The organism is Vibrio gallicus (genome assembly GCF_024346875.1).
Taxonomy (GTDB): domain Bacteria; phylum Pseudomonadota; class Gammaproteobacteria; order Enterobacterales; family Vibrionaceae; genus Vibrio; species Vibrio gallicus.
In genome coordinates this window covers 336,302-360,150 of sequence record NZ_AP024872.1, presented here as the reverse complement: position 1 = coordinate 360,150, position 23,849 = coordinate 336,302, and the positions used below count along the sequence as shown (strand labels likewise).

Here is a 23,849-nt window from a genome sequence, read left to right as displayed (position 1 = left end):
ATTCAAACAAACGAACGAAACCAAAGCCTGCATAGCTAGGAGAGAGATCTGTAGCTTTTGTGGCGATTAGTTCCCTACGTCAGTATTAACTGAATCAGGTTCAACGGGTTCGCTATTGCGATCTCAGCCTAATGGCTCCCCGACTAATACGTTTGTGGCGATACTAACAGACAATTTTTTGCTATGAAACAACTAATCTGGAAAACTCAGCGTCTACGCAATAAATGCCCAGTTTTTACATAAATGACCGTATCTTCAGTAACATAAGGAAGATGCTGGCTCATATGGGGATTTCTTATCCATGTATAAGCGGGATACGATCCAAATTCATCGACAAGCTCACCGCTAAGTACCAATATCTCTTCACCGCCAAAATGGGAGTGTAATCGAAAACGCTCTCCGGCAGGCCACTTGACCAAGGCTGTATTTTCTTCCTCAAAGCTGTGTAACGGCATAACTTGCAGGCCGCCAATCCCCGTAGACCATGGCTCAGTTAGGGTGTTAATTGTTACCGCAGACTTATCATTGTGGTGAAATTGGTTAAGCTTAACCAGCAAGGTGCAGCCATGTTCACTATAGGGAGTGTGCATACTAGCCGGAGGGTTACGAATGTAGGTTCCCGCTGGATAATCCCCCATTTCATCAGAAAAAACCCCATCCAAAACAAAGATCTCTTCACCAACAGGATGAGCATGCTGTGAAAATTGCGAACCCGCCTCATACTTAACAATTGAGGTAACTAAGCCCGACTCCAAGCGCTCTCGCTCCAAAGGCTTGCGCCACACCCCTTGCATAGGGCTTGCTTGCCACGGCTGCAAAGCTGTCTCGACCACCACCCTGTTATTCACATCCATATTCAGCATAACACCCCCAAACATCTCGCATCTGCCTTCATATTAGGTGAATAATTGAGGACAGGCACCTTATTCCATTCACAGACGATTAAGCACAGACGATTAAGGGACACACACCTAAGATTTAAGGACAGGCGCCTTATTCACAATCAATATCCCACACCATATTTACTCGGTAATGCCCAGCCCTCATCGTGGACTTTGGGCGTTTAACCTCCAAATAAAATTCTATGTCATGTGAGGAGTCTAATTCTGAAACATCGAATTCAACGCCACGTCGCCAATAATCAACGCCGCCCTCATATTGGGAGGGAGTTTTTACCGTGACGTAGATGACATCTTGCGTGTTGGTTGATGCGGGTTCATCTATAGATACATCCATCAAGGTCAACCTAAAACGATGATAATCAGAGTCAATATTGGCTTTCAAGGTTGCGCTTTGATACTGCTCATCACCTGAAAATTTAATCTCTCCCTGCTCTTGAACCTGGCTTAATCCACACTGCCGAACTCTATGCCCTTCATTGGCAAAAGAGATATGGGAATAAAAACAAATCAGCGATGTTATCAACCAGCGCAACATAGAGGAGTTCATATTAATCGACCATTACCCGCACGATAAAATCATTCACGGCCTTTTGTGTCACTGCTGTCTCAGAAAGGGTCAGGCTATTTTCGGTTTCTACTCGAAATCGAGTGCTAATTACGACATCTTTATCGTCGTAGTAGTAATTAATCACCAAGTCACAATCGACAACCTTAGGGTGATTTTCGGCAAGTAAGGTGCGAGTATAATTAAGCCTGCTATCAATGCTGACTATCTCTACCTTGCTCCAATTAATAAATTCAGATGTGGATATAGCATCAAATACGCGTCGCTCATGATAATCCGCCCCTTGATGGCAAAACTGCTCAAATACCTGACTATCTTGTGTAGAAATGCCATTAGCACAGGCAATGTTACTCACCAAAATGCTAACTAAAACTATAAATATACGCATAGTCGCTCTTTAGAAAATAGCTGGCCTGACATACAGGCCAGAACACCTTAGTTACAATCCACGGTCCAAACCGAAACTACAGAATATGCACGAGCATCAACGGTATCTGAGTCAACCACTGTCGCGGAAATATTGACTTCGTTGTGCGAGCTGTTGCCTGGGCCTTTTACCAATTCAACTCCATCGCCACTCCAGAAAGCCACGCCACCCGTTGTCGATTGCCCAACAGCGCCATCAACCTTAAATTCAAGGTTGTCATCTAGTGAATCTAACGATGATGCGCCAAGATCCAGTTTTAATGTTCCGGTACTGCCCGTATTATTTAGGTATCTGATAGTACCTTCATCTCCCCAAGTCTTATCTGAGGCGCCACTGGGTGTCATACCTAGTGAACCGCTATCTTCTGCATGGGAATGGTGAAAGCCGCACTCACCCTGAACTTCACCATTAAAGGTAATGGTTCCCGCCGAAGAGTTTGGGCCAGCTAGGGCAAGAGAACTAACGCTTACCAAGCCTAGGGCCAACGCAATATTTTTAACTTTACACATTTTTTACTCCGAAAATGTTGTATTGGTTTGTTTCATTTTTAGTAAGCGGTATTTCTCCGCCTCTATCTGTAAGAGTTTCAGTTCGTGCTCTGCGCGAGCCAGTTCTTCTTCTCTGTTTCGTTGACGCAACTCATATTCATAGAGCCTTGTACAATCAACTCTGTCTTCACCCCCAAACTGGATCGTCACTGCGGCATAAATGCCAGCTTCATCCTGATCTTGGTGATAATAATTGTTGTAATAGTTGTCACTGTCTTCATTGCCAGTTGCACCATAGGTTCCAACCTGGAAGGTTTTGCCAGTAGAAACGGCTTGCTCGCATGAAGACCCGTCGGAAAGCCTGACCCTATCCGTGCCGGATGGATTTGAAATACTGGGTATAGGGTTGGCAAATGCATGGCCGCAGAAGAGTAAAACTGCGCCTGCTTGAAATATAACCTTCAACATCAAAACCTCTTAAAACTAAGGCGAGTGCAGACTTCATATTGATTCTGAGCGCCAGTATCCATACGAGTACATACCCGCTTATGGGTTGTAGTGCCCGGCGGTGTATTAACTGTGATATCCAGTTCCTTTTTTTGGTTAGCCTGTAATATCAAAGGGTTAGGGAATCGTTTATCATCAATTCTGATGTAATATTTCGCAGCTCCGTCATAGCGGTTTATGAGCGTAAATTTCACATGGGTCTTATCAGAGTATGTTTGATACTCTGTTTGCTGCCACTGATGTACGTTTGCATAAGTAACAGTGCTAAGTAGTAACCCTGCCATACACAGCACTGCCCTTACTAAAATCGCCATTACCTCCCCCTTTAAAGTTATGAGTCATGTTTAATATGCTATTAAAGGGGCCTATAGTATTCACAACCACACTGATTGATTTACCTAAATACGCCACTTTTGATTAATTAATTCGAAGCTCGTAATTTAGTTAACTCTGTAATGAGTAGAAAATGACTTAGGAACATAAATGATATACACCTGATGCATATCCTTTCGTGGTAAGGCTTGGTAGACTAGCTATGCCCTTAAACCACTGACAATGAAGCCCAATGCCACACAATCAATCATTAACCGAACTTATTAACAGCCGTCGTTCGGTACGAAAATATGATCAATCCCATGAATTGGATCCTCAGGTCGTCTGCGACGCATTAGAACTGACGCTACTTAGCCCAAACAGCAGTAACATGCAGTTATGGGAGTTCCATCGAGTGATCAACCCACAAAAAAGACAGCAGCTCGCTGATATCTGTATGGGACAAAACGCAGCTAAAACGGCTAATGAATTGGTGGTATTTGTCACTACGCCAGGTAAGTGGAAAAGCCGAGCACAAGTTAATGCCAAACATGTTCGTCAAAACTTTGCCGATCGCCCTCAAGATGACATCGCCAAGCGGGCAACCAAGTATTATGAAAAGCTCATCCCCTTTGTATACAGCAATGACAAACTGGGAATTAAGGGCAAGTTACGAGCAATGCTGATGGCATTTATCGGCTTAAAAAAGCCAACTTATCGTGAAGTAGAAAAACAAGACCTTAGAGTCTGCTTGCATAAAAGCACCTCTCTTGCCGCGATGACCTTTATGCTCGCAATACGAGATCAGGGCTATGACACCTGCCCGATGGAAGGCTTTGACTCAGTAAGAGCAAAGAAATTACTCGGTTTAGGTAACACAGATGAAATCACGATGATTGTAAGTGTTGGCAAGCGAGTTGAAGAAGGCGTCTATGGTGAGCGACACCGCGTGCCCAGCGACAGCGTTATTTTCACTCACTGATAAGACGCCATTAAATATAACCAATTGTTTTTATTAAACAACTGGTCCATTATTTGAATAGTAATGTAATCAAATTGACTCATGGATGAGGAAATCCAAGCATGCAACTTCTGTCAAATCTGCCGGTATTTATCGCGTTAATGCAGACACATTCAACGCAACGTGCTGCAATCAAACTAGGTCGCTCTCAATCTTATGTATCAAAGGTACTTGCTCAACTCCGAGAAGACTTAGACGACCCTCTTTTTGTACGAAGCGCCGAAGGGCTCGCGCCAACCTCTTATGCTGTTAGCATATTTCCTAAACTGCAGACTGCACTTGAACAAGTGAATCACGCCCTTGAGCCTGAAGATTTTGACCCTAGAAATTTACAGAAGGTATGCATTCATATCTTGGAGCCGTTACTTGCGCGACATGGTAAACAGATTATTCTCAAAATCCGCGAACAGACCGATGCCATTATCGAAGTTCGCAGTTGGAATAATCTTTCCGAAGGCATGCTTATCGATGAAGAAGTTGACTTAGGGGTGCACGTATTAACCGACAAACCTCAAACACTATGGCAGCATAAGCTCTATCGAGGCGCAGGGCAGTTTTCGGGTAATCGAGATGGCTGCTATATAAAATTTGTCGCAACTGGGGTCAACGAAAACCTCAATCGCTTTCAAGAAGTGATTCCAAATGCTGAAGCATCGATCATTGTAGATAATCACGTACTACTCAACCAACTCAAAGACATCGGCTATACCTTAGACTTTATTAAGTATGCTAAAGAGTGTGATTTCCCCAATCTTGATGTTGATCTCGCTATCATTCTTAAGGCATCTAAGCGCAAATCACCTAAATACCATTGGCTGCAAGGGATAGTTGAAAGCGTACTCAATCAAGAGTAACCCAAAAGCTCTCAAAAAATTTGAGAGCTTTTTCTTCCATTACTAACTACATTGCCGATAGGTAGGCTTTATAAGCTTTCAAGCGCACGGTCGCAGCGCCAATAATATCCATAAAGCCAAGAACAGCGTAAGGTTTGTTAGCTGACACCCACCCAGATCCTGTCGCACCAATAGGTACGTTATAACCCTCTGGCTCATCAAACTCGATAACAATCGTTCGCCCATGTGAACCGGTATTATTGCCAACGTGCTGTCTTACATTCTGTGAACCCTGACGAACAGAGACCTGCGCTTCTCCGGTTCCCGTTGTCACACTATGTACTCGTCCACGAAAAATCTCGCCGGGATAGGCATCTACATAGAACTCCGCAAACTGCCCTATCTCAATACCGCGATAAGATTGATCAGGAATACGCATCTCAACAAATTTCTTATTGGTATTATATAAGTGCATATTACCCGTTCGTGTACCTTCTGAGATATTGGTGATAGAAAGTTGCCCATCAAATGGCGCCTTTATTTCACGACGAGAATTCTCCCACTCTGCGGTGGCTAATTGTGCTTCAATCCCCTTAATTTGAGCGTAAGCTGATGCTATTTTTGCATCAGCTGATTCGATACTTGTTCTCACATCATCCCTTTCAGATTCATGTGCAAAATCATTGAGCTTAATAAGACGTTCTAAGGTGCGCTTATCGTTATCTTGTTGTGTTCTAAGCGCCAATATCTCCGCTTCATAGGCCACTTTTTGTGCCTTAAGGCTATCTAGTTGCGATTCGGTATCTTCAGAGCGCAAGGTATAAATTACCTCACCCTTTTTAACCATTTGGTTGTGTGTTACAAAAACCTGATCTACTTCTTGACCTATAAGTGGACTGAGCACAGCATGCGGTGCTTTAACCGTAGTACTGTCAGTCAAATCTGCTGGCGACCAATAGCGGTGTGCTATAAACAGCATTGACGCGATAAACATACCAACACTGACCATTATGGTTCCGCTACGCAGATTCCATTTAACCACGCCAGTCTTAACCAACAGCCAACAAATCAAAATATAAGGCAGCATTATCTCTTTCATTATTGTTACTCCTGCATATCTGACTGAGTTGGTTTTGTTATCCCGTTGCGAATAACCTTAGATACGGATTCACCTATAACATCCCATCGAGTAAACGCAATAATAATGGCTAATACCCACCACGCCTTATTGATAAACAGGCCACACAATGAAAGTGCAAACACGATTTGAGTATGAGCACTCGACATCTTCGCCGCCTTATGTACTGCAATCTCGTGAAGTTGCCAAAAAAGGTATAAGACGTAAACAATCACAGAAAGGGTGATAAAGAAGACAAACCCCATAAACACTTCAGAATCTAGCAATTTAATAATGCTTGAGTGACCATTGGAAAAATACTCAGCAGGAAGCTCCGTACCATGAATGGCACCAAGCTTAGAAAGGGCAACCGATGAACCCGCGATAATCGCAAAAATCACACCGATTTTTGCGAACGATTTGATATAGCCTAATATGCTCCCTGCTAACTTACGTCCCTTTCCTTCATCAATTGAAGGTAACGTGTTTGCCGACATGATTGATTCACCGTAGTAATTAAATTCACGCTAATTATTACAGCCCCTGAACCTTTTGTCGGAATTACCGAAATTCCAATTAGTAATATCTCTGGGGTAACGCGCCTGTCCTGAAATTACCTCTCATAACACCACAACTGTGCGTTAGGGAATAAAGCCAGCTGAGCTGGTTTCTAAGAAATACCGACATAGGATTTAAAAATTATGCTTACCCACGTACACTAATGGTTAATTTGATAATTAGTTGGAATCTCCATGACAACGCTTACAATCCCAAAAGATCCTCAAGAGCGCTTTAACCTTTTCTTTAAGACAGCTACTCAGACAAAAAAGATTTGGCTTCTAATCGATGAGCACGGCAGCGTAATGCTCAATACCGATGATGAAGACTGTGTGCCAGTATGGCCTTCTGATGAGCATGCCCTGCAATGGGCAACGGGTGAATGGGAAGGATTTACCGCAGAACCTATCTCTCTCGCCAAATGGAAGAGTCGCTGGACCGGCGGTTTAGAAGAAGATGAATTGTCGCTGGTTGTTTTCCCTGATCAAGATGGTGAAGGGATCGTTCTTTACCCTGAAGAGTTTGAATTTGAACTCATAAAACAAGAAAACAAAGCTCAACGATAATCTGTATTTAGGGGACTTAGTTTTAAGTCCCTGCCTCTCTGGCAATCCCTTGCGCACCAAACCCACCTAGCGACCGGTTAAATTCCAACCAACACACTCAATGTAGAACACTTTATCTGGTGCATATTCACTCACCCAATAGAGATACTTGTCACAAACTTATTCATAAATTCTATTCCGCTCGCATTTATGAACATCCTCACACACTTGTATTATAAAAATATATATCATTGGCAACAGAAAGATAAAAAAGTCTAAATTCTAGCATTTTTAGGGCATCGAGAAACAATTCCTCTCTGACCTAAACATAAAACACCGATATGAGTGTTGTTTTATACTACAAATATTAACATTGACCTGCATTCCATTGAGTGAATAATAAATGAAAAATATATATCTAAAAAGCTTACTAGCTACTTCAGTTTTACTAGCTGTTGGTTGTACTTCTACTTCAGCTCCACAATTCCCTAACAACAAAGAGACTGGCGAAGCGCTTCTTACTCCAGTTGCAATGACAGCAAGCAGCCATGATGGTAACGGCCCTGAGCGCCTATTTGACCAAGATCTTACGACACGTTGGTCTTCAGCTGGTGATGGTGAGTGGGCAATGTTGGACTACGGTTCAGTGCAAGAGTTTGATGCTGTTCAAGCCGCATTCAGTAAAGGCAATGAGCGTCAAACCAAGTTTGATATTCAAGTAAGTGTTGACGGTGACAACTGGACAACTGTACTTGAGAACCAAGAGAGTTCAGGTAAAGCAATCGGCCTAGAACGCTTCCAGTTCGAACCTGCTGTTAAAGCTCGTTACGTAAAATATGTTGGTCACGGTAACACCAAAAATGGCTGGAACAGTGTAACTGAACTAGCTGCTGTTAACTGTAACGTTAATGCTTGCCCTGCTAGCCACATTATCACTTCAAGCGTAGTTGCGGCTGAACAAGCAATGATCGCAGATATGAAAGCGGCTGAAAAAGCACGTAAAAAAGCACGTAAAGACCTGCGTTCAGGTAACTTCGGTGTAGCTGCAGTTTACCCTTGTAAAACAACCGTTAAATGTGACACGCGTAGTGCACTACCAGTTCCAACTGGACTACCAGCAACACCACTTGCTGGCAACGCACCAAGCGAAAACTTTGACATGACTCATTGGTACCTATCTCAACCATTCGATCATGATAAAAATGGTAAGCCAGATAACGTTTCTGAGTGGAACCTTGCAAACGGTTACCAACACCCAGAAGTATTCTACACAGCTGACGACGGTGGCTTAGTATTCAAGTCTTACGTTAAGGGTGTTCGTACTTCTGAAAACACTAAGTACGCACGTACTGAACTGCGCGAAATGCTTCGCCGTGGTGATCAATCAATCCGTACTCAAGGCGTAAACAAAAACAACTGGGTATTTGGCTCGGCTCCTGTTGCTGACCTAAAAGCCGCTGGCGGTGTTGATGGTGTTCTAGATGCAACATTGAAAGTAGATCACGCAACCACTACTGGTAATGCAAATGAAGTCGGTCGTTTCATCATTGGTCAAATCCATGACCAAAACGATGAGCCAATTCGTCTGTACTACCGTAAACTGCCAAACCAAGCAACTGGCGCGGTTTACTTTGCACACGAAAGCCAAAACGCAACTAAAGAAGATTTCTATCCTCTAGTTGGCGACATGACAGCTGAAGTTGGCGAAGATGGTATCGCACTTGGTGAGAAATTCAGCTACCGTATTGAAGTAGTTAGCAACACTATGACAGTAAGCCTGATGCGCGAAGGTAAAGACGACGTTGTTCAAGTTGTTGACATGAGTGACAGTGGCTACGACGCTGGTGGTAAGTACATGTACTTTAAAGCGGGTGTTTACAACCAAAACATCAGCGGTGACTTGGACGACTACGCTCAAGCTACTTTCTACAAGCTAACAGCTACACATAGCAAATACGAAGGTTAATTTAACCGCAAGTATGCACAATAACAAAGACCTCCACCTCTAGGTGGGGGTCTTTTTGTATCAATGAAATCTGTGATGCATAATCATAGCTTGTTCTCTTCTTAAGAACTGATTCTTCCTAGGGTCATTACTCTAAATCTGTTATGGTGTAACAAATTTATTGTTACCTTGCCTAAATCGATAGGCACCAATATCATGAAAGAAATCAAATCCTCAGATCCATCGTTTACACTCTCGCTCATCACATTCATTACAATTATTCTAGTTATCAGTATTGGGCTGTTTTATCTAAAAACCAGCCTACATAGCTTGATGCTCTGTTGCATAGTCGTTGCAAGTCTTAGTGCTCTAACCATCTCAAGCAATGGATTTAACGCCATTCGTAAAGCAATGAACAGTGGTTTAAGTAGCGGCTTCTCCGCGATCTATATCTTCATTTTAATTGGTGTGTTAATCGCAGCATTCATCCAAAGTGGTACCCTAGCGACACTCATTTACTATGGCGTTCAAACTATCTCACCCAGCTATTTCTTGCCTGGCGGATTAATACTATGCAGCTTAATGTCACTTGCGACAGGCACAAGCTGGGGTACCGTTGGAACAGCAGGTGTAATGCTGATGGGAATTGGAACTGCAATGAATATTCCAGCCCCACTTATTGCAGGAATGGTCATTTCAGGTGCATGTTTTGGTGACAAAATGTCTCCTGTATCAGACACCACTAACTTATCTGCAATGTCATCTGGAACGAACCTTTACGTTCATATCCGTAGCATGGCATTTACCACCGGTCCCGCATATATTATTTCGCTGATCATCTTCGCTTATCTTGGCCTGAAATTCGGTAGTGACCCCATCTCTCAAGGTGATCTAAATAACCTAACCTCAGGGATAGAACAACTTTATTGTGTAGGGCTAATCCCGCTGCTGCCGTTACTTACCATGTTAATACTCAGTATTAAAAGAGTACCTGCAGAACCTACCATGATGATTTCAATTATCGTTGCGTGTTTAATCGCACTGTTTATTCAAGACAAATCATTCACTGGGGTATTGAACGCACTTTATAGTGGAGAGGCGCATCACAGTGGGATCCCGTCAATAGACCAATTATTTGGTCGCGGGGGCATTACATCTATGATGTGGACGCTTTCTCTATCGCTCATGGCACTAGCCCTTGGTGGAATTTTACATGAGTTTGGATTTATCCGAGTGTTAATGTCTGGGATACTGCAACGAATCCAAAGAACGGCTTCATTAGTTTTTGTCACTATGTTGTCGTGCTTTTTAGGTAATCTAAGTATGGGCGAGGCATATATGTCAATCATTCTAGGCGGTAAGCTATTCGGAGAAGCCTTTGATAAGTTTGACCTTGATAGAGCCGTAATGTCTCGAACGTTAGAAGAAGGGGCAACCCTAACAACCGCATTGATCCCTTGGACGACAGCTGGCGCTTTCTTCTCTTCTACCCTCGGCGTTCAGGTTTTAGATTATGCACCTTGGGCGCTACTTAATTGGATAAATCCCCTACTGTCGCTTGTCCTCGCCTATCTTGGCATTGCCCTATTCAAAAAAGGCACACTCACACCAATAGTAACGGCTAATTGATCTAGCTAAATGTCGGTGGGCATTAAGGATTAGAACTATGAGATTAAAGATCAGAACTTTTCGAGGCTTTTTACGTAGTTTGCATTTTGCTTTAACAAGGTTTTGCCCCATTATTGGTTTCGCCAAAACATCTACGCTCTCGGTTGGGTGAATTTTGACCAAGTATAACTAATCTGACACCCAAAACTCATAAAGTACGAAAAATGGGTGTTAGAGTGCAGTTCTTGACTCAAATGAACTCGCTGGTTTTTGCTCTGTAAATCGTTACAAACTTTAAGGCAGCATAGAATCATATCGCCTTGATTAATCGTCTAAAATCTTCGCTAAGAGCGTTTGACTTGCTTTAAGGGTTGTTTCTGAGCGCAAATTCACGGATTTTACATAATAGGAATAATGAACACCGATTTTGTTGGCGTGGTGTTATTTTTACTTTTAATTAATATCACTTGATGGGCACCGTTTTTTGAGAGGTGGTGCCAGTGGGGGACGTTTCACTAATATCTAACCAAGCAACTAATGATGAGCGTTGCTCAAAATAACAAGATTCACAATCCTTACATAATCCTGAGTCTTGTAAATCTACTGTAGGCTTAACTAAAGTAGACTCACCATGCTTGTGAATAGAGTCACATATATCACTATCATTTGCTTTCATAATGCGTTCAAGTCGGCTCATTTTTCTTTCCTATAGCGTTTTATATAATTGGGTGAAAATATCATTTTAAGTTTTATCTTGATTTGTGATTTGGGGAAATTACTGGACACCCATCACTTTGTTAGCACGTTTTTTACTACTGTTTTTAGCCATATCAATAGAAATCAAAGGATAATATTAGGGTCAGGTATTGAATTGTGCACCGTTAATGGGGGCAAAATACAAGACCCCCTTTGTGTTACTTAAGATATGGGTGTCCAGTATTTTAATAGAGAAAACCCAACGATCTTCTCAGCCAATCTCCGCTAAAAGATATCGCGTACTTCGACCACCTGCCCCAGATTTAACTAGGCAACCAAGCTCCACGAGAACTGCCAAATGCCTAGTCGCCGTTGGTTTACTCACCTTCGCTACCTTGTGGTACCGAGAGGTGTTTATTCCATCAGGGAAATCTCCGTCTAGCATTCTATTGAGCACCTTTGTTTGCTCATTGGACAATCGAGTTTGGTCGATTTGTCTCCAAAAGTTAGTTTTAATTACCGTTTGCTCTATCTCTTTTAACGCGGCATCAAACGTTTCATTCAGCGTAACAAGGAACCAATTTAGCCAAGCCGTTATATCCATTCCACCCTTCTGAGTTTGCTCCAAGATTTCGTAATAGCTTTTGCGGTTCGCGAGAATGCCTACCGACATAGCATAAAACCGCACTGACTGCCGCTCTGCTTGAGCCAGCGCTAGGTCGGTAAGGAGTCGAGTTATTCGACCGTTACCATCGTCTAAAGGGTGTAGCGTTACAAACCATAGGTGTGTAATTGCCGCTCTTAACAATGGATCTAGCGAAACATCAGCCTTCGACTCGTTAAACCATTGAATAAAAGCGCCAAGTTCATTATCAAGGATGTCTCTTGTGGGTGCGTCAAAATGCACAACGGGTTTATCTATACGCCCAGATACGACTTGCATGGGGGCGTCACCTCTTAGCTGCCCACCAACAACTGGGTTGAACATAGTGTAGCCCTCAGGGAACAACAATGAGTGCCAGTACAAGATACGCTCAAGGGTCAATGGTGTATCTAGGTTATCAACAGCGTCTAGCATAATCTCCGCAAGACCGTCAGTTTGCATGGTGGTTGGAAATGGCTTTTCTTCCGTGACGCCCAATTTGTTTGCGAGAGATGATCGAACAGAAAAGGCGTTTAACTTCTCTCCCTCTATTGCGCTAGAATGAATGATGTTGGCCAGCAGGGTATCAAGCATGTTTCGAGTTTGATCTAGTGGTTGACAAAACATCTTACCAAGCAAGATGCCTTGATTGAGGCGCGTATCTCTTACAAGAGGTTCGATGATAGTTTTATCCCAGTTAAAGTGAGGCCATGACTCTTGTTGCCAAATCCACATAATGACTCCTTGATTCGAAAACAGCACACATTCAAATCACATTATGATGTGAATAAGGTAAACTATCAAATCAAAAAGTGATTAGTTTAGTACTAATATTCGCATCATCAGAACACCAGAGACAAAAGAGATCTCTAACGAGACCGATTCAAACTACGTGATCAGGTAGTTTGAATCGGGGAAAGTACTGGACACCCATTACTTTGTTAGCACGTTTTTACTACTTTTTTTAGCCATATCAATAGAAATCAAAGGATAATGTTAGGGTCAGGTATTGAATTGTGCACAGTTAATGGGGTCAAAATACAAGACCCTCTTTGTGTTACTTAAGATATGGGTGTCCAGTATTTCACTTTTTTCTCCTCTCGGCGAAACAGCACCACGCCCAATGACTACTCAAATTTCTTGATTGATATGCTAAGTGCAGACTACGCGATATGGATTTCTTTGGCTGCTTGCGTGAAGTTGCCGTGCTTTGCGACCGCCAAAAAATGCTTGAGCTGTTTGGATTCCATGAGATCAAAAATATATGGGAATGATATTTTTAATATATTTCTTATATCAATGTCTTGGTGATAGCCTAATCACACTTTGTGCATTCTTTTTTCGTATCACCCTTCATTGAGGCAAACATGGTCAGCTTTGGTTCACCAGAATATAAACGCATTACCCTCTCTCTTGCCCTAGGGTCCTTTCTTGTCTTCTCTAACCTGTATCTTCTTCAACCTATGTTGCCCGCCTTTGCAATACAATTTTCTGTGTCAGAAACTCAGGTAAATTGGCTGTTTGCTTCAACAACACTGGCTCTGTCATTTAGCTTGGTGCCTATGGCAGTGATCTCTGAATCAATAGGAAGAAAGCCGGTGATGATGTTTGGATTGCTGGCCATTCCTGTCATATCAGGGCTTATGCTGCTGGGCCAATCGTTTCTGTTCTTAGTGGTGTGCCGAGCAATTATTGGCGTTGCGCTTGCCGCATTTGCCGCTGTGGCGGTGGCCTATATGGCAGAAGAACTTGATAGCAAAGCCTTTTCTATGGCAATTGGTAGCTACATAGCAGCCAACTCCCTAGGTGGCATCGCCGGCAGGATCAGCGGTGGATTAATTGCTGATCACTACAGCGTGGCAACAGCAATTCAAGTTGCGCTAGGGTTTACATTAGTTGGGGCGTTGCTTGTTGGTTACCTATTGCCAAAACAGCAAGGCTTCACCCCTGCCTCTATTAGCTTTCATCATCAACACAGAGCGATAGTCGGTCACTTCAAAAATCACAGGGTATGGGTTGCTATGCTCATTGGCGGCATCAATTTCTCGCTGTTTGTGAACCTATATTCTGTCATGGGGTTTCGCCTAGTTGGCGCCCCGCACAATGTTCCTGTTGGTTTGGCCTCACTGATTTTCGTCTGCTATCTGGCTGGCACCTTTAGTTCCAAATGTGCAGGTCATTTGACACGCCACTTCTCCCCGATTCAAGGCATGTTTTTAGGCTCGCTACTAAGCATGCTTGGAATGTGGGTTGCCCTATTGGAGCACCTTGCCGCCATGATGATAGGGCTTCTTCTGATCAGCTTTGGCGCTTTTTTCACCCATACCCTTGCCTATGGGTGGGTAGGCCGAAACGCCAAACACGCAAAAGCGACAGCAACGGCGTTATACCTTGTTCATTACTACATTGGCGGCAGTCTAGGTGGGTTCTTGCTACTGTATTGCTGGCAGCATGGCGGTTGGTCTGCTGTGGTGTTTGGCGGTACAACGCTCTTTATCGCGATGTTTGTTGCTATAGGGCTACTCAAACGTATCGACAAGCGAGACTCATCCGCTGAGAACTGTATTTTCGTTTCCAAGAAGGCGTAAATTCGCCCATATAACGTTCAACTAACGTGAGCGCTGTTACGGCCTGTTGCAAAATTGACAAACAAACAGTGAACTAATGCTTATAATGGCGCCTTATCGCTTTGTTTTTATTAATTTTAACTGGGTGTACTCACAATCAAGCTAAGCACCTCAATGCCAACAAGTCTGCGGTCAACCTCTACCCTCAGTACATGTCCAATATCCAGCTTTGCGATACCTTGTACTACGGCCGTCGCACTAATCAAACCCAAGCGGCGATCGGTAGCGAATTCAATCGAAGAGGCCTTTCTAGAAGTTGGTGTCAGCGAGAAACCAATAAGCTCTACCTAGTCCATGCTTATGAGTATCTCTCTAAGAAGCTAGATAGCAGCTCTAGCGACGAAGCCTCGGCAGTTGTGTTGCCAGCCAATTGAGTTAAAACTCAAAATACCTTCAATCTAAAAACCACCGTTTATTATATAAAACATTATCATTAGTACAGATTATAAAAGTGATAACCTCACCTAATTGCTATAAGAGTGAGTGATATTTAAACTTCTAGCCAGTTAATTACTATTCTATTAAAAGGCTTGAATATGAAGAAATCTCTTCTCTCTATCGCAGTAGCTGCTGTTTCATTTAGTTCTTTATCTGTGTCTGCACAAGTAGCAGAACTTCCTACTGGCCAAGTGGGCAACGTTGCTTCTGTAATGAAAGTTCAACCTGTTCTTCGAATGGGATACGGTCTTGAACATGAGAGCCCATTGAACAACGTTCACATGCTTTCTGGTGCACCGTATGCTCCAGTAGTGATTGAATTAGACAGAGGCTTAATTGTATTCAGTACTGGTGATGATGCAGATGAAGGCGCGCAATACCGCGAGTACATTCGCGAGAATATCAGTAACAAGCCGATCATTGCCGTTTTCTATGATCACAACCACTACACTAAAGGCACTAAAACCCTTATTGATGGTGATGATGCTGAGATCTATGCTCATCCAGATCTACACAGCATTGTTAGCGCACGTACTGGCGATAGTCAGTCGAACACAGACATTCCTGAAATGGCGCCACACCTGCTAGCTCGTGCCGCTATTCATTATGGAAATCACGCTGAAAAATCAGGTAAAGATGCCTCTATCATCCCGAGCAACATTAAGTTTGGTGCACCAAACGCATACTTAGAACCCACTCAAACCATCGCTCACGGTGAATCTGTAACTGTTGCAGGTTTAGAAATTCAAGCATTTATTCATGATACTGACACGAAAGATACACTGACTTTCTGGATCCCAGAATATGAATTGGTGATTGATAACGTAGTATGGCCTTTCCATAACATGTATACATTACGTGGTGATGCATATCGTGCACCTCACACATGGATGGGTGGTCTACGTGATATTCGAGATCTAGAACCAGAAATCGTTTTAACAGTAGGTGGCGGTTCTAAATCTCTAGAAGGTAAAGAGAACATTAAGCAAACAATCAATGCTGTTCTTGACTCTCAAAGCTATGTATTTGACCAAGCTATCCGTCTGACTAATCTAGGCGTGGCACCAGATCAGATCCATCACCACATTGAGATGCCAACGTCGTTTAACGATCACGCCTACGTGAACAACATGTACGGTCAATTCGATACCTTTTTTGCATCTTTCCCAGTGCGTAACCACGGTAACTTCTCTGGTAACCCTGATGACTTACACTCTATGGAAAAAGTTGAAAAAGCACAGCGTATGATGAAACTATCAGGCGGTGTAGAGAAAGTGTTTGAGGCTTGGCAAGTAGCAATGGAAGACGGTGACACTTTATGGGCTAAAGAGCTATCTGCAATGCTTTATTACAACTCACCAAACAACAATGCAGCAAGACAAGCTCATGCAGACTCGTTACGTAAACTGGGGCAAGAATCAGAAGGCCTTATTGCTCGTAACTTCTATCTGGCAGGTGCTAAATCGCTTGAGTCTGACGATACAGAAGTAAGCCTAATGGCTTCACCTTCAGCATCTTGGGTAGCAAGCGATCCAGAAACGGCAGTCGACTACCTACGTACACGTCTGAATCCAGCAAAAGCAGCAAACACTGAAGGCAAGCTGGGCTTTATTGTAGATGGCAAAGAGATGCAGCTAGAAATCCGCAACCGCGTAGCAGAGTTCTCCACTAGCATTTCTGATGACGCTGAGGTGATCAAAGTCTCTGGTGAAAAATTTGGACAATACTACGATGGCACTATTTCAGCCTCTGATATTGCATCTGGAAAAGCACTGACACTGTTGAATCACTTTGATGAGTTTAAGCAAGTGACTATGTACCCTCGTAGCTTTACACACTTAAAGTAAGTCATACAAGCAAAGTGATTTTATCAACCAAGGGCAGACTATCTGCCCTTTTTTCAATAAAAGAGAACTGATATGCGAGTTAAATTGTTTGCACACCTAATGCACCAAACCGTCAAAATGGCTGAAAAAGCCCCTTTTCTGATCCCTTTAATACACAAGGGCAACGATGTCGTTGTTAGTCTTGCTTATAATGGCTATAAAAAAAATGGGGTGAAGTCATTTGAGAAATTTTGGATACCAGCGTTCTACGAGTATGGACAGGTTAGAGCTCAACATATCGTCAAGAAAATGAATATCGATACCAATAGTGCTGCTTCCATCGGTACCTATCATGATTATGAAGATCCCATTTTTGGCGTTAAAGGGCATTGGGAACAAGATAGTGAAGGTAATCCTGTTCGAGTAGAAACTGAGTGCGTTGTTTGTGACCAACTCAATAAAGTGAGCAAAGGTGCGGGTTGTCCAGATTTTTGTCGTCACGTGGTAAACGCGATGGAGATGGGAACGGGCACAGCGATGAATGACACTTATGTCGTAGAAATTGGCTCTCTACTTAGTGAAGGTGATGAAACCTGTCGTTTCACTCACAAAATACAATAAATCACACTTGTTCTTTGAGCGTAATATTTCTTGCGCTCATTGCACAAATTATTGAGAAAATTATGTTTATACGTGCATCAGTTATATTAATGTTGCTTGCCTCTCAGTCAGCATTCGCCTGCTTATTTCATGCAGCGGTATCAAATAGTGACACGAATATACCAATAGGAGCAGACTGGACCGTTTTGAGAGCTTTGCATCACGAGAATAGTCAAATGCTAACTCCTATTACCAAGCTTGAGGGTATAGCTGGTTTTCAACGCGCGACATGGTGGTTAACATTACTGATTAAGGATTTAGAAAGTAGAGGCATTGCTGAAACTTATATTTATTTAGCCGATGTAGGTATGTGGTCTTATTATCAAGGATCTAACTCGACCAGGTTATCGTTTGAAGTTGAGCCTAAAGGCGATTTTCCTTACTTAGTACTCACTCAAGTCACACTCTCAAATATCGTCTCTGGAAATATCACGTTTAACCAAGCGATGGACTCGCGACTCATGTTTTCTAACTAGAAAGAGTTAGCCACTAAGAGCATATCTCAATCAATTTTTCTTTGACGATCTCTCGCATCTCTGCGTGATCGCCATGATGCTTGAACCTTTGGTGGTAAATCAGGTTCAATGGAAATTCGACTTCAGAGCCTTTAGGTAAATCCATCACCCTCAACTCCAACTTATCAGCCCAGCGTTTCGTCACTGATTCTCGCACCACCCCAACATAGTCCGTTTGCGCCACTATCATGCAAATAGAGTGTGATGATGATACTTCCATGATTACATCCCTCTCAAGATCTGCATCATCTTTCCTATCCACTTGAGACTGAAAAATCGACATGCCATTGAACTTTCGTTTATAACCAATATGGGATTCAGAAGAAAACTCGCTCTTGGTTATAATGCTTCCTGAGAGTCTAGGATGGTTGTTTCTACAAATAACTTTAAACTGTTCTGTACAGACAGGTTCACTAATAAACGACTTATCATGATTGCTAATAAAGTCGATCGCCAAATCTACTTTCTGCAACCGTAAATCAGTGAGAAGCGTATCTTGTAAAGTGGGAGGGAGTTTAAACGTGGTGCTAGGCATTTCTCTGGTGATCTGAATAAGATCTTCAGGGCAGTACACAATGAAATGCTGAGTTGTAGATATGGCATTGTGAATAATATCCATTCCTCTACTGCACTCTATGGCTAACTGGTCTGCTGCGCGAGTGCAGGTCATAGTGCGACCTGATTTAATGAACAACTTCTTTTGTAGTGACACTTCTAGCTTTTTGATAGCCTGACTTACTGCGGGCTGGCTCACCCCCAACACCTCAGCTGCTTCAGTAAAAGATTGATACTTGTGTACCGTCAGAAATACATGAATAAGCTTTAAGTCCATAACCTATCTATAAAAAATGCGTTTAATGTAACTAACATAGCTCGAATACTCTTCGCTATCTAGAAAAATAGGTATTGCACCGGATAAGTTTAGCAGTCGACCTTTTTAATCAGTCGACCATCTTCTCGCATTTGGTGCCAAGTCATTACTGAAATGTTTTTTGTTTTTTTTTCTATTTCACAGTGGGGTTGGAACTGTGCTAAACCGCTTCTTTCATCTCGAAATTGACGAAATTCATACAGAGTAAAATCAGGTGCTCTACCTGCCGCTTTTTCTCTTAAAGGAAACAATTGTTGTAGTCTTTGTGTAATCACAGAGTTCGGTGCAACTTCAACAACAGGTGTTTCATTCAAATAGCTAACACTACTTTCAGCACGAAGAGAGGCCTTACTTCCAAGAGGAAGCAAGCATGTCATTAAGCCAATGGAAATCTTATTGCGCATTGCTAAACTCGCTGTAAGTGCTTTAAGGTTACCTGGACAAAAAAGCCGACATAAAAATGTCGGCTATAGAAGTGTTTGGTTTAGAACTTGTAACTCACACCAAAGCCTGCGCCAAATTTAAATTTAGCGTCACGATGAAACTGCAGCTCAGGGTTCACATGACCGTAAAGGTTCCAGTTTGATGCAAAGCTCCAATCTAGGCCGACAGGAACGCGTATACCAAAGTCATCATCCCACTCGTAGTAACCACCAACGCCAACAAAATAAGAAAGTGGAGTACTCGCTGACAAATTTCCGCGTAGGACATGATAATCAAACGCCATACCGTTGTTACCCGCAAAGATGTTGAAGGTATCATCAAGCTTAAGGTTCATACCTAAACCTTGGTCAACACCCATACCAAGCTTTACAGAAGCATTGGCAGAAACAGCAACACTAGAAAGAAGTACAGTAAGTAGCGAAAGAGAAAATTTGTTGTTCATTAAGAAAACCTTATTTGTCATGCGTCGTAGCGCAATGTTCACAAAATAATGCTTTTAGTCTTCAACTTAACAACACTCTACTCATCCTATTTAGAGTTAAGCTCTTGACCATCAGCAGGGAAATTTATCGTCTATCCAAAACGGTTTAAGAAGCTCAATCCCTGCGCCTCTGTCTAAGTTGCGTGTAATATAACCAGTGAATTAAATTAAGGGAATTCATATAAATTTAATGAATAATTAAGTTTTACTTAACTTATATCTTATTGCGGACATCAAAGGTTTGAGAGCTTCCAATCTCACTTTGGAAGCTCATACAACGAAGGTTTATTTTACCTTTTGGAAGTTAGGTACAATGGTATGAGGTTGCTGCTCTACAAACGCTTTACTTGGTGAATATGCTCTGAAATAAACAAACCAGTTTTCATCTGGACGCGTCTCTACCCAGTTTGCAGCGTTAACTCCATCAGGTTTCGTCGGTGAGAAGTGGAACGTATAATTGCCTTCTTCATCTTTGACGGTTCCTGGAATGTTAGAACCAACATCAGCGCGTTGGATTGAGTTATCAATAATCGCTCGGTTTTCTACGTTATAAACCGTAATTGTCCAAAACAGATCCGCAAAGTTCACATCACCATCAAGTGTTAAAGTATAGTGCTCGCTACCATTTAAACCATTACCGTCATTGTCTCTGTAGTTATCAAGGTAGATCTGGCCCCACCCACCATTTTCAAATCCGTGCATTGCGATATCGTTAGTCACGGCTTCATAGAACCATGCTGCACGACCATCTAGGTCCATGCCATAGTCACGATTTTGATCGGGTGTCGATGCCGTTGCAATCTCCCACGTATTGCCTTTTGGACCATAGACAGATTGTGGGAGACGCTCTGTTTTGTTGAAGTCAATGTTCTTAACCATCGCTTCACCTGTGACAACTGCGCTGTTTAAAATACCAGTCTGTCTTGCATTTGGTGAGAGCGCCTCTCCCTTCTCAATTCCTAGAGGACGTAACATGTCATGCATCATACGGTCTCTTTCTGCTACAGGTTCTGCTTGTATTGCTTCGTTTAATACGTCCCAGAAAGCCATGCCACGAGGGTGTTTCGCATCGATACCGACTTCAGGAAAGTTAACGGGGTTATCACTTAGAACTGAACCATCAAGGCGAGTAATACGCAGTGCTTCAAGATCTTGCATGCGTTGCTGTTCAGTCTTCGCCATTAAGCGAACACCAAAGAATACATAGTTGGTGTCCGACTCTAACACGACCGCATCTTTCGGAAGGTTTTCCGGGGTTTCGCTACCTGCAGCCTTGATTACATAGGTGCCTGGCTTAGTCATTTGTGAAATACCAATCTGCCACATGGTATGTACCGCACCACGTAATTCATCCGTTGGTACTTCAATTACTACAGGCTCTTTTTCAACATTGAACCAGGTAATCGCGTAGGGTGTTGAAGTGTTATAAGTCAAGCCACCCAATTTAGATTTATGTGATTCAACATAAGTGATCTGCCCATCCTCTGCGCCCATTTCAGCGTATGCCGCTTTCCACGCATAGTTTGATACCAGTGGCACCGCCCAGATATAGGCTTGCGATGCACGTTGATAATCAATCTCATCAAACAAGGCCTTGGAGCTTGCTTCGGTTGGCAAGCCATGCTCAAAGCTATTGTCGAATGTGAATTCTCCTGATGGGGTAACGACGGTATGCTCGTTAGAGTTGTTGCCAATGGCAGCACAACCTGACATCACGGCGATCATCATCGCTGATAAGATAGATTTATTAAGAGTTTTCATAGGCCACCTAAAAAATTATGTGTCGTTGACGCCGAATTGCATTAGCAAGTCGGCATCTAAGAAATAGGAACAAAAATAAGCAAGATTAGAATTGGTAGTTGAACTCGATGCGATGGTCGCCATCGGTGAAGTCTGTATTTTCAGTCCAGTTCGCAAAGTAACGAACGTTAGCGCGTGGGGTAATTTGATAGCTGGCTGCAAACTCGTGTGCGAATACAGAGTCGTCGCCCTCAAATCCAAAGTCTTTAAAGGTGCTTGAACCAGAAATAGAGCCTAAATACATAGGGTTATAGTTCAGCCAAAATTTGTCTGTAATCTGCATCTTACTGTACATACCCGCCACATAGAATGTGCCGTGCATGTTGTAGCGATCCGTCAGTTCTGGAGCATCTAAATCTCCACCAGTTCCAGGAACAAGCTCTTCACCCGCTGCAACACCTAGACCGGCTAATGGGTAGAAGTTGAACATGCCCATCTTAGGAAGTGCCTGAATAAAACTGTATGACGCTGAACCTTGGTTTGAGTCAAAGTCCCAAGAGATATCTACCTGCGCACCACGACCATTGGTTAGATCCACGGTAAAGTTTCGAAAACGAATAGAATCAATTGAGTCATCTACGTTGGCAAACTGCGGATCATCGCTATCGCGAAAACCAATGGCATCGCCAGCAATACCTTTGATCTCAAGGACATTCATACCCATAGTGATGTCACTACCTGTGTCATAGGTTTGACCGATTTTTAGATTCAGACCTTTATCGGTGTAGCCAAAGCCAGCTTGCGTATAGACCGCTAATGGATCTGACATGTCTTGAACGTCTGATTCTGTTTCTTCTGCTACAGAAACGAAAGAAAGTGAAGAAGAAATTAGAGCACATAAAGCTAGGGAGATACGGTTCTTTTTCATATTAACCTCAATACGGTTTAAGAAGTCCGATCCCTGAACTTCAAGCTAATTTGCAGCTACTATAACGAGAAGTGTTGATTAAAAATATTTATATTTAGTTAACCATAAGTTAAGCTATGCTTAATCAATGGAATATTGGAAAGTTCTAGAATAACCTTATGAATTTAAACAAGATTGATTTCAACCTACTAAAGATTTTCGTCACCGTTTACCAAGAGAAAAGCCTAAAAAGAGCAGCCGAGAGGCTGTTTGTAACCACTCCTGCAGTTAGCCAAAATATCAAGAAATTAAGAGAAACATTGGATGAAGAGTTGTTTGTTTTATCTCATCGCCAGTTCGTGCCAACACCATATTCAGATGAGCTCTATACAAAAGTATTCCCCTTGTTAGAAGGGATTTCTCTCGCGATAGAAGAAACGAAACAGTTTGATCCTAGCACTCTAGAACAGAGCTTTAATTTGGATATTAATCCGCATCTTCAAGTGTGGCTGGGCACCGGTTTGTTCAAGGCTTTTCATGAACAAAGCCCTAAATCGACACTGATTCTGCACACCATTTCCCCTAATACATTAACTGGCTTATGCAATGGCTCTATTGATGCAGCGATTCATTTTGAGGCTGAAAACTTGCCACCTGAGATTGTGGCCATACCCATAACACAATTAGAATTTATGATTGCCATGCGTCGCGATCACCCATTTAAAAAGTCGGAAGCCTATATCGATGAGTTGCTTGAGTACTCCTTTGGGCACATAGATCTAGCTTATTTAGACCCAAATAAGCACTCTCGACTGGAAGACAGACTAAAAGAGGCAGGCAAAAACATTCATATGGCAATGAGAACCACCTCTGTCGCAGGGCTAATCTCTACCATTATCAATAGCGACATTATTGGCCCATGCTTTCCGCCAACAATTGAAGCCGTTAGCAAACAGGTTCGCTTAGTAAGGGTTCTGGATATGAGAGAAATAGGTACCATGCAAATCTATCTCTTCATACACCAAAAGAACTTAAATTCCCCTAAATACAAATGGCTGACGGAAATCATCTCAGATGCAGTGAAGGTCGACAGCAAATAACGCAGCCAATGCACTTGATCTGACTAAGAGGGTTATAGACTAACGCCTTGTTTAATAAGCTCTCTTAGCCTTT

The 23,849-nt window shown here is 42.6% G+C and carries 26 protein-coding genes, 1 pseudogene and 1 riboswitch; of the genes and pseudogenes, 11 read left to right on the top strand and 16 right to left on the bottom strand.

All coding sequences use genetic code 11. The annotated features are described in order from the left end of the window. Positions 1–54: 54 nt before the first annotated feature. Positions 55–152, bottom strand: a riboswitch (TPP riboswitch). Between the two features lie 54 nt (positions 153–206). The 6 genes from OCU28_RS13225 to OCU28_RS13200 all read right to left on the bottom strand — a co-directional run bounded on the left by OCU28_RS13225 (position 207) and on the right by OCU28_RS13200 (position 3,203). Next, positions 207–863, bottom strand: a complete 657-nt coding sequence (locus OCU28_RS13225; RefSeq protein WP_261818150.1) for a cupin domain-containing protein — start codon at positions 861–863, stop codon at positions 207–209. A 130-nt stretch (positions 864–993) separates the two neighbouring features. After that, the gene (locus OCU28_RS13220) at positions 994–1,449 is read right to left on the bottom strand and encodes a hypothetical protein (protein WP_261818149.1); all 456 of its coding nucleotides are present in this window, start codon (positions 1,447–1,449) and stop codon (positions 994–996) included. Position 1,450: 1 nt separating this feature from the next. Then, on the bottom strand, positions 1,451–1,855 hold the full coding sequence (locus OCU28_RS13215; protein WP_261818148.1) for a hypothetical protein: 405 nt from the start codon (positions 1,853–1,855) through the stop codon (positions 1,451–1,453). A gap of 47 nt (positions 1,856–1,902) precedes the next feature. Then, on the bottom strand, positions 1,903–2,403 hold the full coding sequence (locus OCU28_RS13210; protein ID WP_261818147.1) for a hypothetical protein: 501 nt from the start codon (positions 2,401–2,403) through the stop codon (positions 1,903–1,905). A 3-nt stretch (positions 2,404–2,406) separates the two neighbouring features. Beyond that, positions 2,407–2,850, bottom strand: coding sequence for a hypothetical protein (locus OCU28_RS13205; protein ID WP_261818146.1), 444 nt, complete (start codon positions 2,848–2,850; stop codon positions 2,407–2,409). Continuing rightward, positions 2,850–3,203, bottom strand: a complete 354-nt coding sequence (locus OCU28_RS13200) for a hypothetical protein (protein WP_261818145.1) — start codon at positions 3,201–3,203, stop codon at positions 2,850–2,852. Before OCU28_RS13200 ends, OCU28_RS13205 begins: the two co-directional genes overlap by 1 nt. A gap of 251 nt (positions 3,204–3,454) precedes the next feature. Here OCU28_RS13200 and OCU28_RS13195 point away from each other — a divergent pair, with 251 nt between their 5' ends. Next, positions 3,455–4,183: a nitroreductase family protein gene (locus tag OCU28_RS13195; RefSeq protein WP_261818144.1), complete on the top strand. Its 729-nt coding sequence runs from the start codon at positions 3,455–3,457 to the stop codon at positions 4,181–4,183. A gap of 101 nt (positions 4,184–4,284) precedes the next feature. Next, complete coding sequence (locus tag OCU28_RS13190) at positions 4,285–5,076, top strand: LysR family transcriptional regulator (protein WP_261818143.1); 792 nt, start codon at positions 4,285–4,287, stop codon at positions 5,074–5,076. Between the two features lie 46 nt (positions 5,077–5,122). Here OCU28_RS13190 and OCU28_RS13185 read toward each other — a convergent pair whose 3' ends face one another. Then, a complete protein-coding gene (locus tag OCU28_RS13185) occupies positions 5,123–6,154 on the bottom strand; it encodes an HlyD family secretion protein (protein ID WP_261818142.1) in 1,032 nt (343 codons plus the stop codon). Between the two features lie 5 nt (positions 6,155–6,159). Then, a complete protein-coding gene (locus OCU28_RS13180; RefSeq protein ID WP_261818141.1) occupies positions 6,160–6,669 on the bottom strand; it encodes a magnesium transporter in 510 nt (169 codons plus the stop codon). A 255-nt stretch (positions 6,670–6,924) separates the two neighbouring features. On the opposite strand from OCU28_RS13180, the gene OCU28_RS13175 reads away from it, so the two are divergent. The 3 genes from OCU28_RS13175 (at position 6,925) to nhaC (ending at position 10,849) form a co-directional block, all read left to right on the top strand. Further along, on the top strand, positions 6,925–7,296 hold the full coding sequence (locus OCU28_RS13175; RefSeq protein WP_261818140.1) for a DUF2750 domain-containing protein: 372 nt from the start codon (positions 6,925–6,927) through the stop codon (positions 7,294–7,296). Positions 7,297–7,678: 382 nt separating this feature from the next. Beyond that, positions 7,679–9,241 (top strand): polysaccharide lyase family 7 protein, encoded by a 1,563-nt coding sequence (locus OCU28_RS13170; RefSeq protein WP_261818139.1) that lies wholly within the window; start codon positions 7,679–7,681, stop codon positions 9,239–9,241. A 195-nt stretch (positions 9,242–9,436) separates the two neighbouring features. Next, positions 9,437–10,849: a Na+/H+ antiporter NhaC gene (nhaC, locus tag OCU28_RS13165; RefSeq protein ID WP_261818138.1), complete on the top strand. Its 1,413-nt coding sequence runs from the start codon at positions 9,437–9,439 to the stop codon at positions 10,847–10,849. Between the two features lie 442 nt (positions 10,850–11,291). Here nhaC and OCU28_RS13160 read toward each other — a convergent pair whose 3' ends face one another. The 3 genes and pseudogenes from OCU28_RS13160 to OCU28_RS13150 all read right to left on the bottom strand — a co-directional run. Further along, positions 11,292–11,525 (bottom strand): hypothetical protein, encoded by a 234-nt coding sequence (locus OCU28_RS13160; protein WP_261818137.1) that lies wholly within the window; start codon positions 11,523–11,525, stop codon positions 11,292–11,294. A 270-nt stretch (positions 11,526–11,795) separates the two neighbouring features. Next, on the bottom strand, positions 11,796–12,902 hold the full coding sequence (locus OCU28_RS13155; protein ID WP_261818136.1) for a Fic family protein: 1,107 nt from the start codon (positions 12,900–12,902) through the stop codon (positions 11,796–11,798). A gap of 395 nt (positions 12,903–13,297) precedes the next feature. Next, positions 13,298–13,417, bottom strand: a pseudogene (locus OCU28_RS13150) (LysR family transcriptional regulator); the annotation flags it as partial. A gap of 117 nt (positions 13,418–13,534) precedes the next feature. On the opposite strand from OCU28_RS13150, the gene OCU28_RS13145 reads away from it, so the two are divergent. The 5 genes from OCU28_RS13145 to OCU28_RS13125 all read left to right on the top strand — a co-directional run bounded on the left by OCU28_RS13145 (position 13,535) and on the right by OCU28_RS13125 (position 18,194). Beyond that, on the top strand, positions 13,535–14,755 hold the full coding sequence (locus OCU28_RS13145; RefSeq protein WP_261818135.1) for an MFS transporter: 1,221 nt from the start codon (positions 13,535–13,537) through the stop codon (positions 14,753–14,755). A gap of 95 nt (positions 14,756–14,850) precedes the next feature. After that, positions 14,851–15,168: a hypothetical protein gene (locus OCU28_RS13140; protein ID WP_261818309.1), complete on the top strand. Its 318-nt coding sequence runs from the start codon at positions 14,851–14,853 to the stop codon at positions 15,166–15,168. 162 nt (positions 15,169–15,330) lie between these two features. After that, positions 15,331–17,079 carry an alkyl sulfatase dimerization domain-containing protein gene (locus OCU28_RS13135; protein WP_261818134.1) on the top strand — a complete coding sequence of 583 codons (1,749 nt, stop codon included), beginning with the start codon at positions 15,331–15,333 and terminating at the stop codon, positions 17,077–17,079. Between the two features lie 72 nt (positions 17,080–17,151). Beyond that, positions 17,152–17,679 (top strand): hypothetical protein, encoded by a 528-nt coding sequence (locus tag OCU28_RS13130; protein ID WP_261818133.1) that lies wholly within the window; start codon positions 17,152–17,154, stop codon positions 17,677–17,679. 62 nt (positions 17,680–17,741) lie between these two features. Beyond that, positions 17,742–18,194, top strand: a complete 453-nt coding sequence (locus tag OCU28_RS13125; protein ID WP_261818132.1) for a hypothetical protein — start codon at positions 17,742–17,744, stop codon at positions 18,192–18,194. 13 nt (positions 18,195–18,207) lie between these two features. Here OCU28_RS13125 and OCU28_RS13120 read toward each other — a convergent pair whose 3' ends face one another. The 5 genes from OCU28_RS13120 to OCU28_RS13100 form a co-directional block, all read right to left on the bottom strand. Continuing rightward, on the bottom strand, positions 18,208–19,065 hold the full coding sequence (locus tag OCU28_RS13120; protein ID WP_261818131.1) for a LysR family transcriptional regulator: 858 nt from the start codon (positions 19,063–19,065) through the stop codon (positions 18,208–18,210). An 89-nt stretch (positions 19,066–19,154) separates the two neighbouring features. Then, on the bottom strand, positions 19,155–19,508 hold the full coding sequence (locus OCU28_RS13115) for a hypothetical protein (RefSeq protein WP_261818130.1): 354 nt from the start codon (positions 19,506–19,508) through the stop codon (positions 19,155–19,157). 80 nt (positions 19,509–19,588) lie between these two features. Further along, positions 19,589–19,990 carry a hypothetical protein gene (locus OCU28_RS13110; protein ID WP_261818129.1) on the bottom strand — a complete coding sequence of 134 codons (402 nt, stop codon included), beginning with the start codon at positions 19,988–19,990 and terminating at the stop codon, positions 19,589–19,591. A gap of 324 nt (positions 19,991–20,314) precedes the next feature. Then, complete coding sequence (locus OCU28_RS13105) at positions 20,315–21,790, bottom strand: DUF1214 domain-containing protein (protein ID WP_390623829.1); 1,476 nt, start codon at positions 21,788–21,790, stop codon at positions 20,315–20,317. An 85-nt stretch (positions 21,791–21,875) separates the two neighbouring features. Then, positions 21,876–22,697: a hypothetical protein gene (locus tag OCU28_RS13100; RefSeq protein WP_102443749.1), complete on the bottom strand. Its 822-nt coding sequence runs from the start codon at positions 22,695–22,697 to the stop codon at positions 21,876–21,878. Positions 22,698–22,855: 158 nt separating this feature from the next. On the opposite strand from OCU28_RS13100, the gene OCU28_RS13095 reads away from it, so the two are divergent. Then, entirely contained in the window at positions 22,856–23,776 is a 921-nt protein-coding gene (locus OCU28_RS13095; RefSeq protein WP_261818128.1) for a LysR family transcriptional regulator, read from the top strand. Positions 23,777–23,849 lie beyond the last annotated feature (73 nt).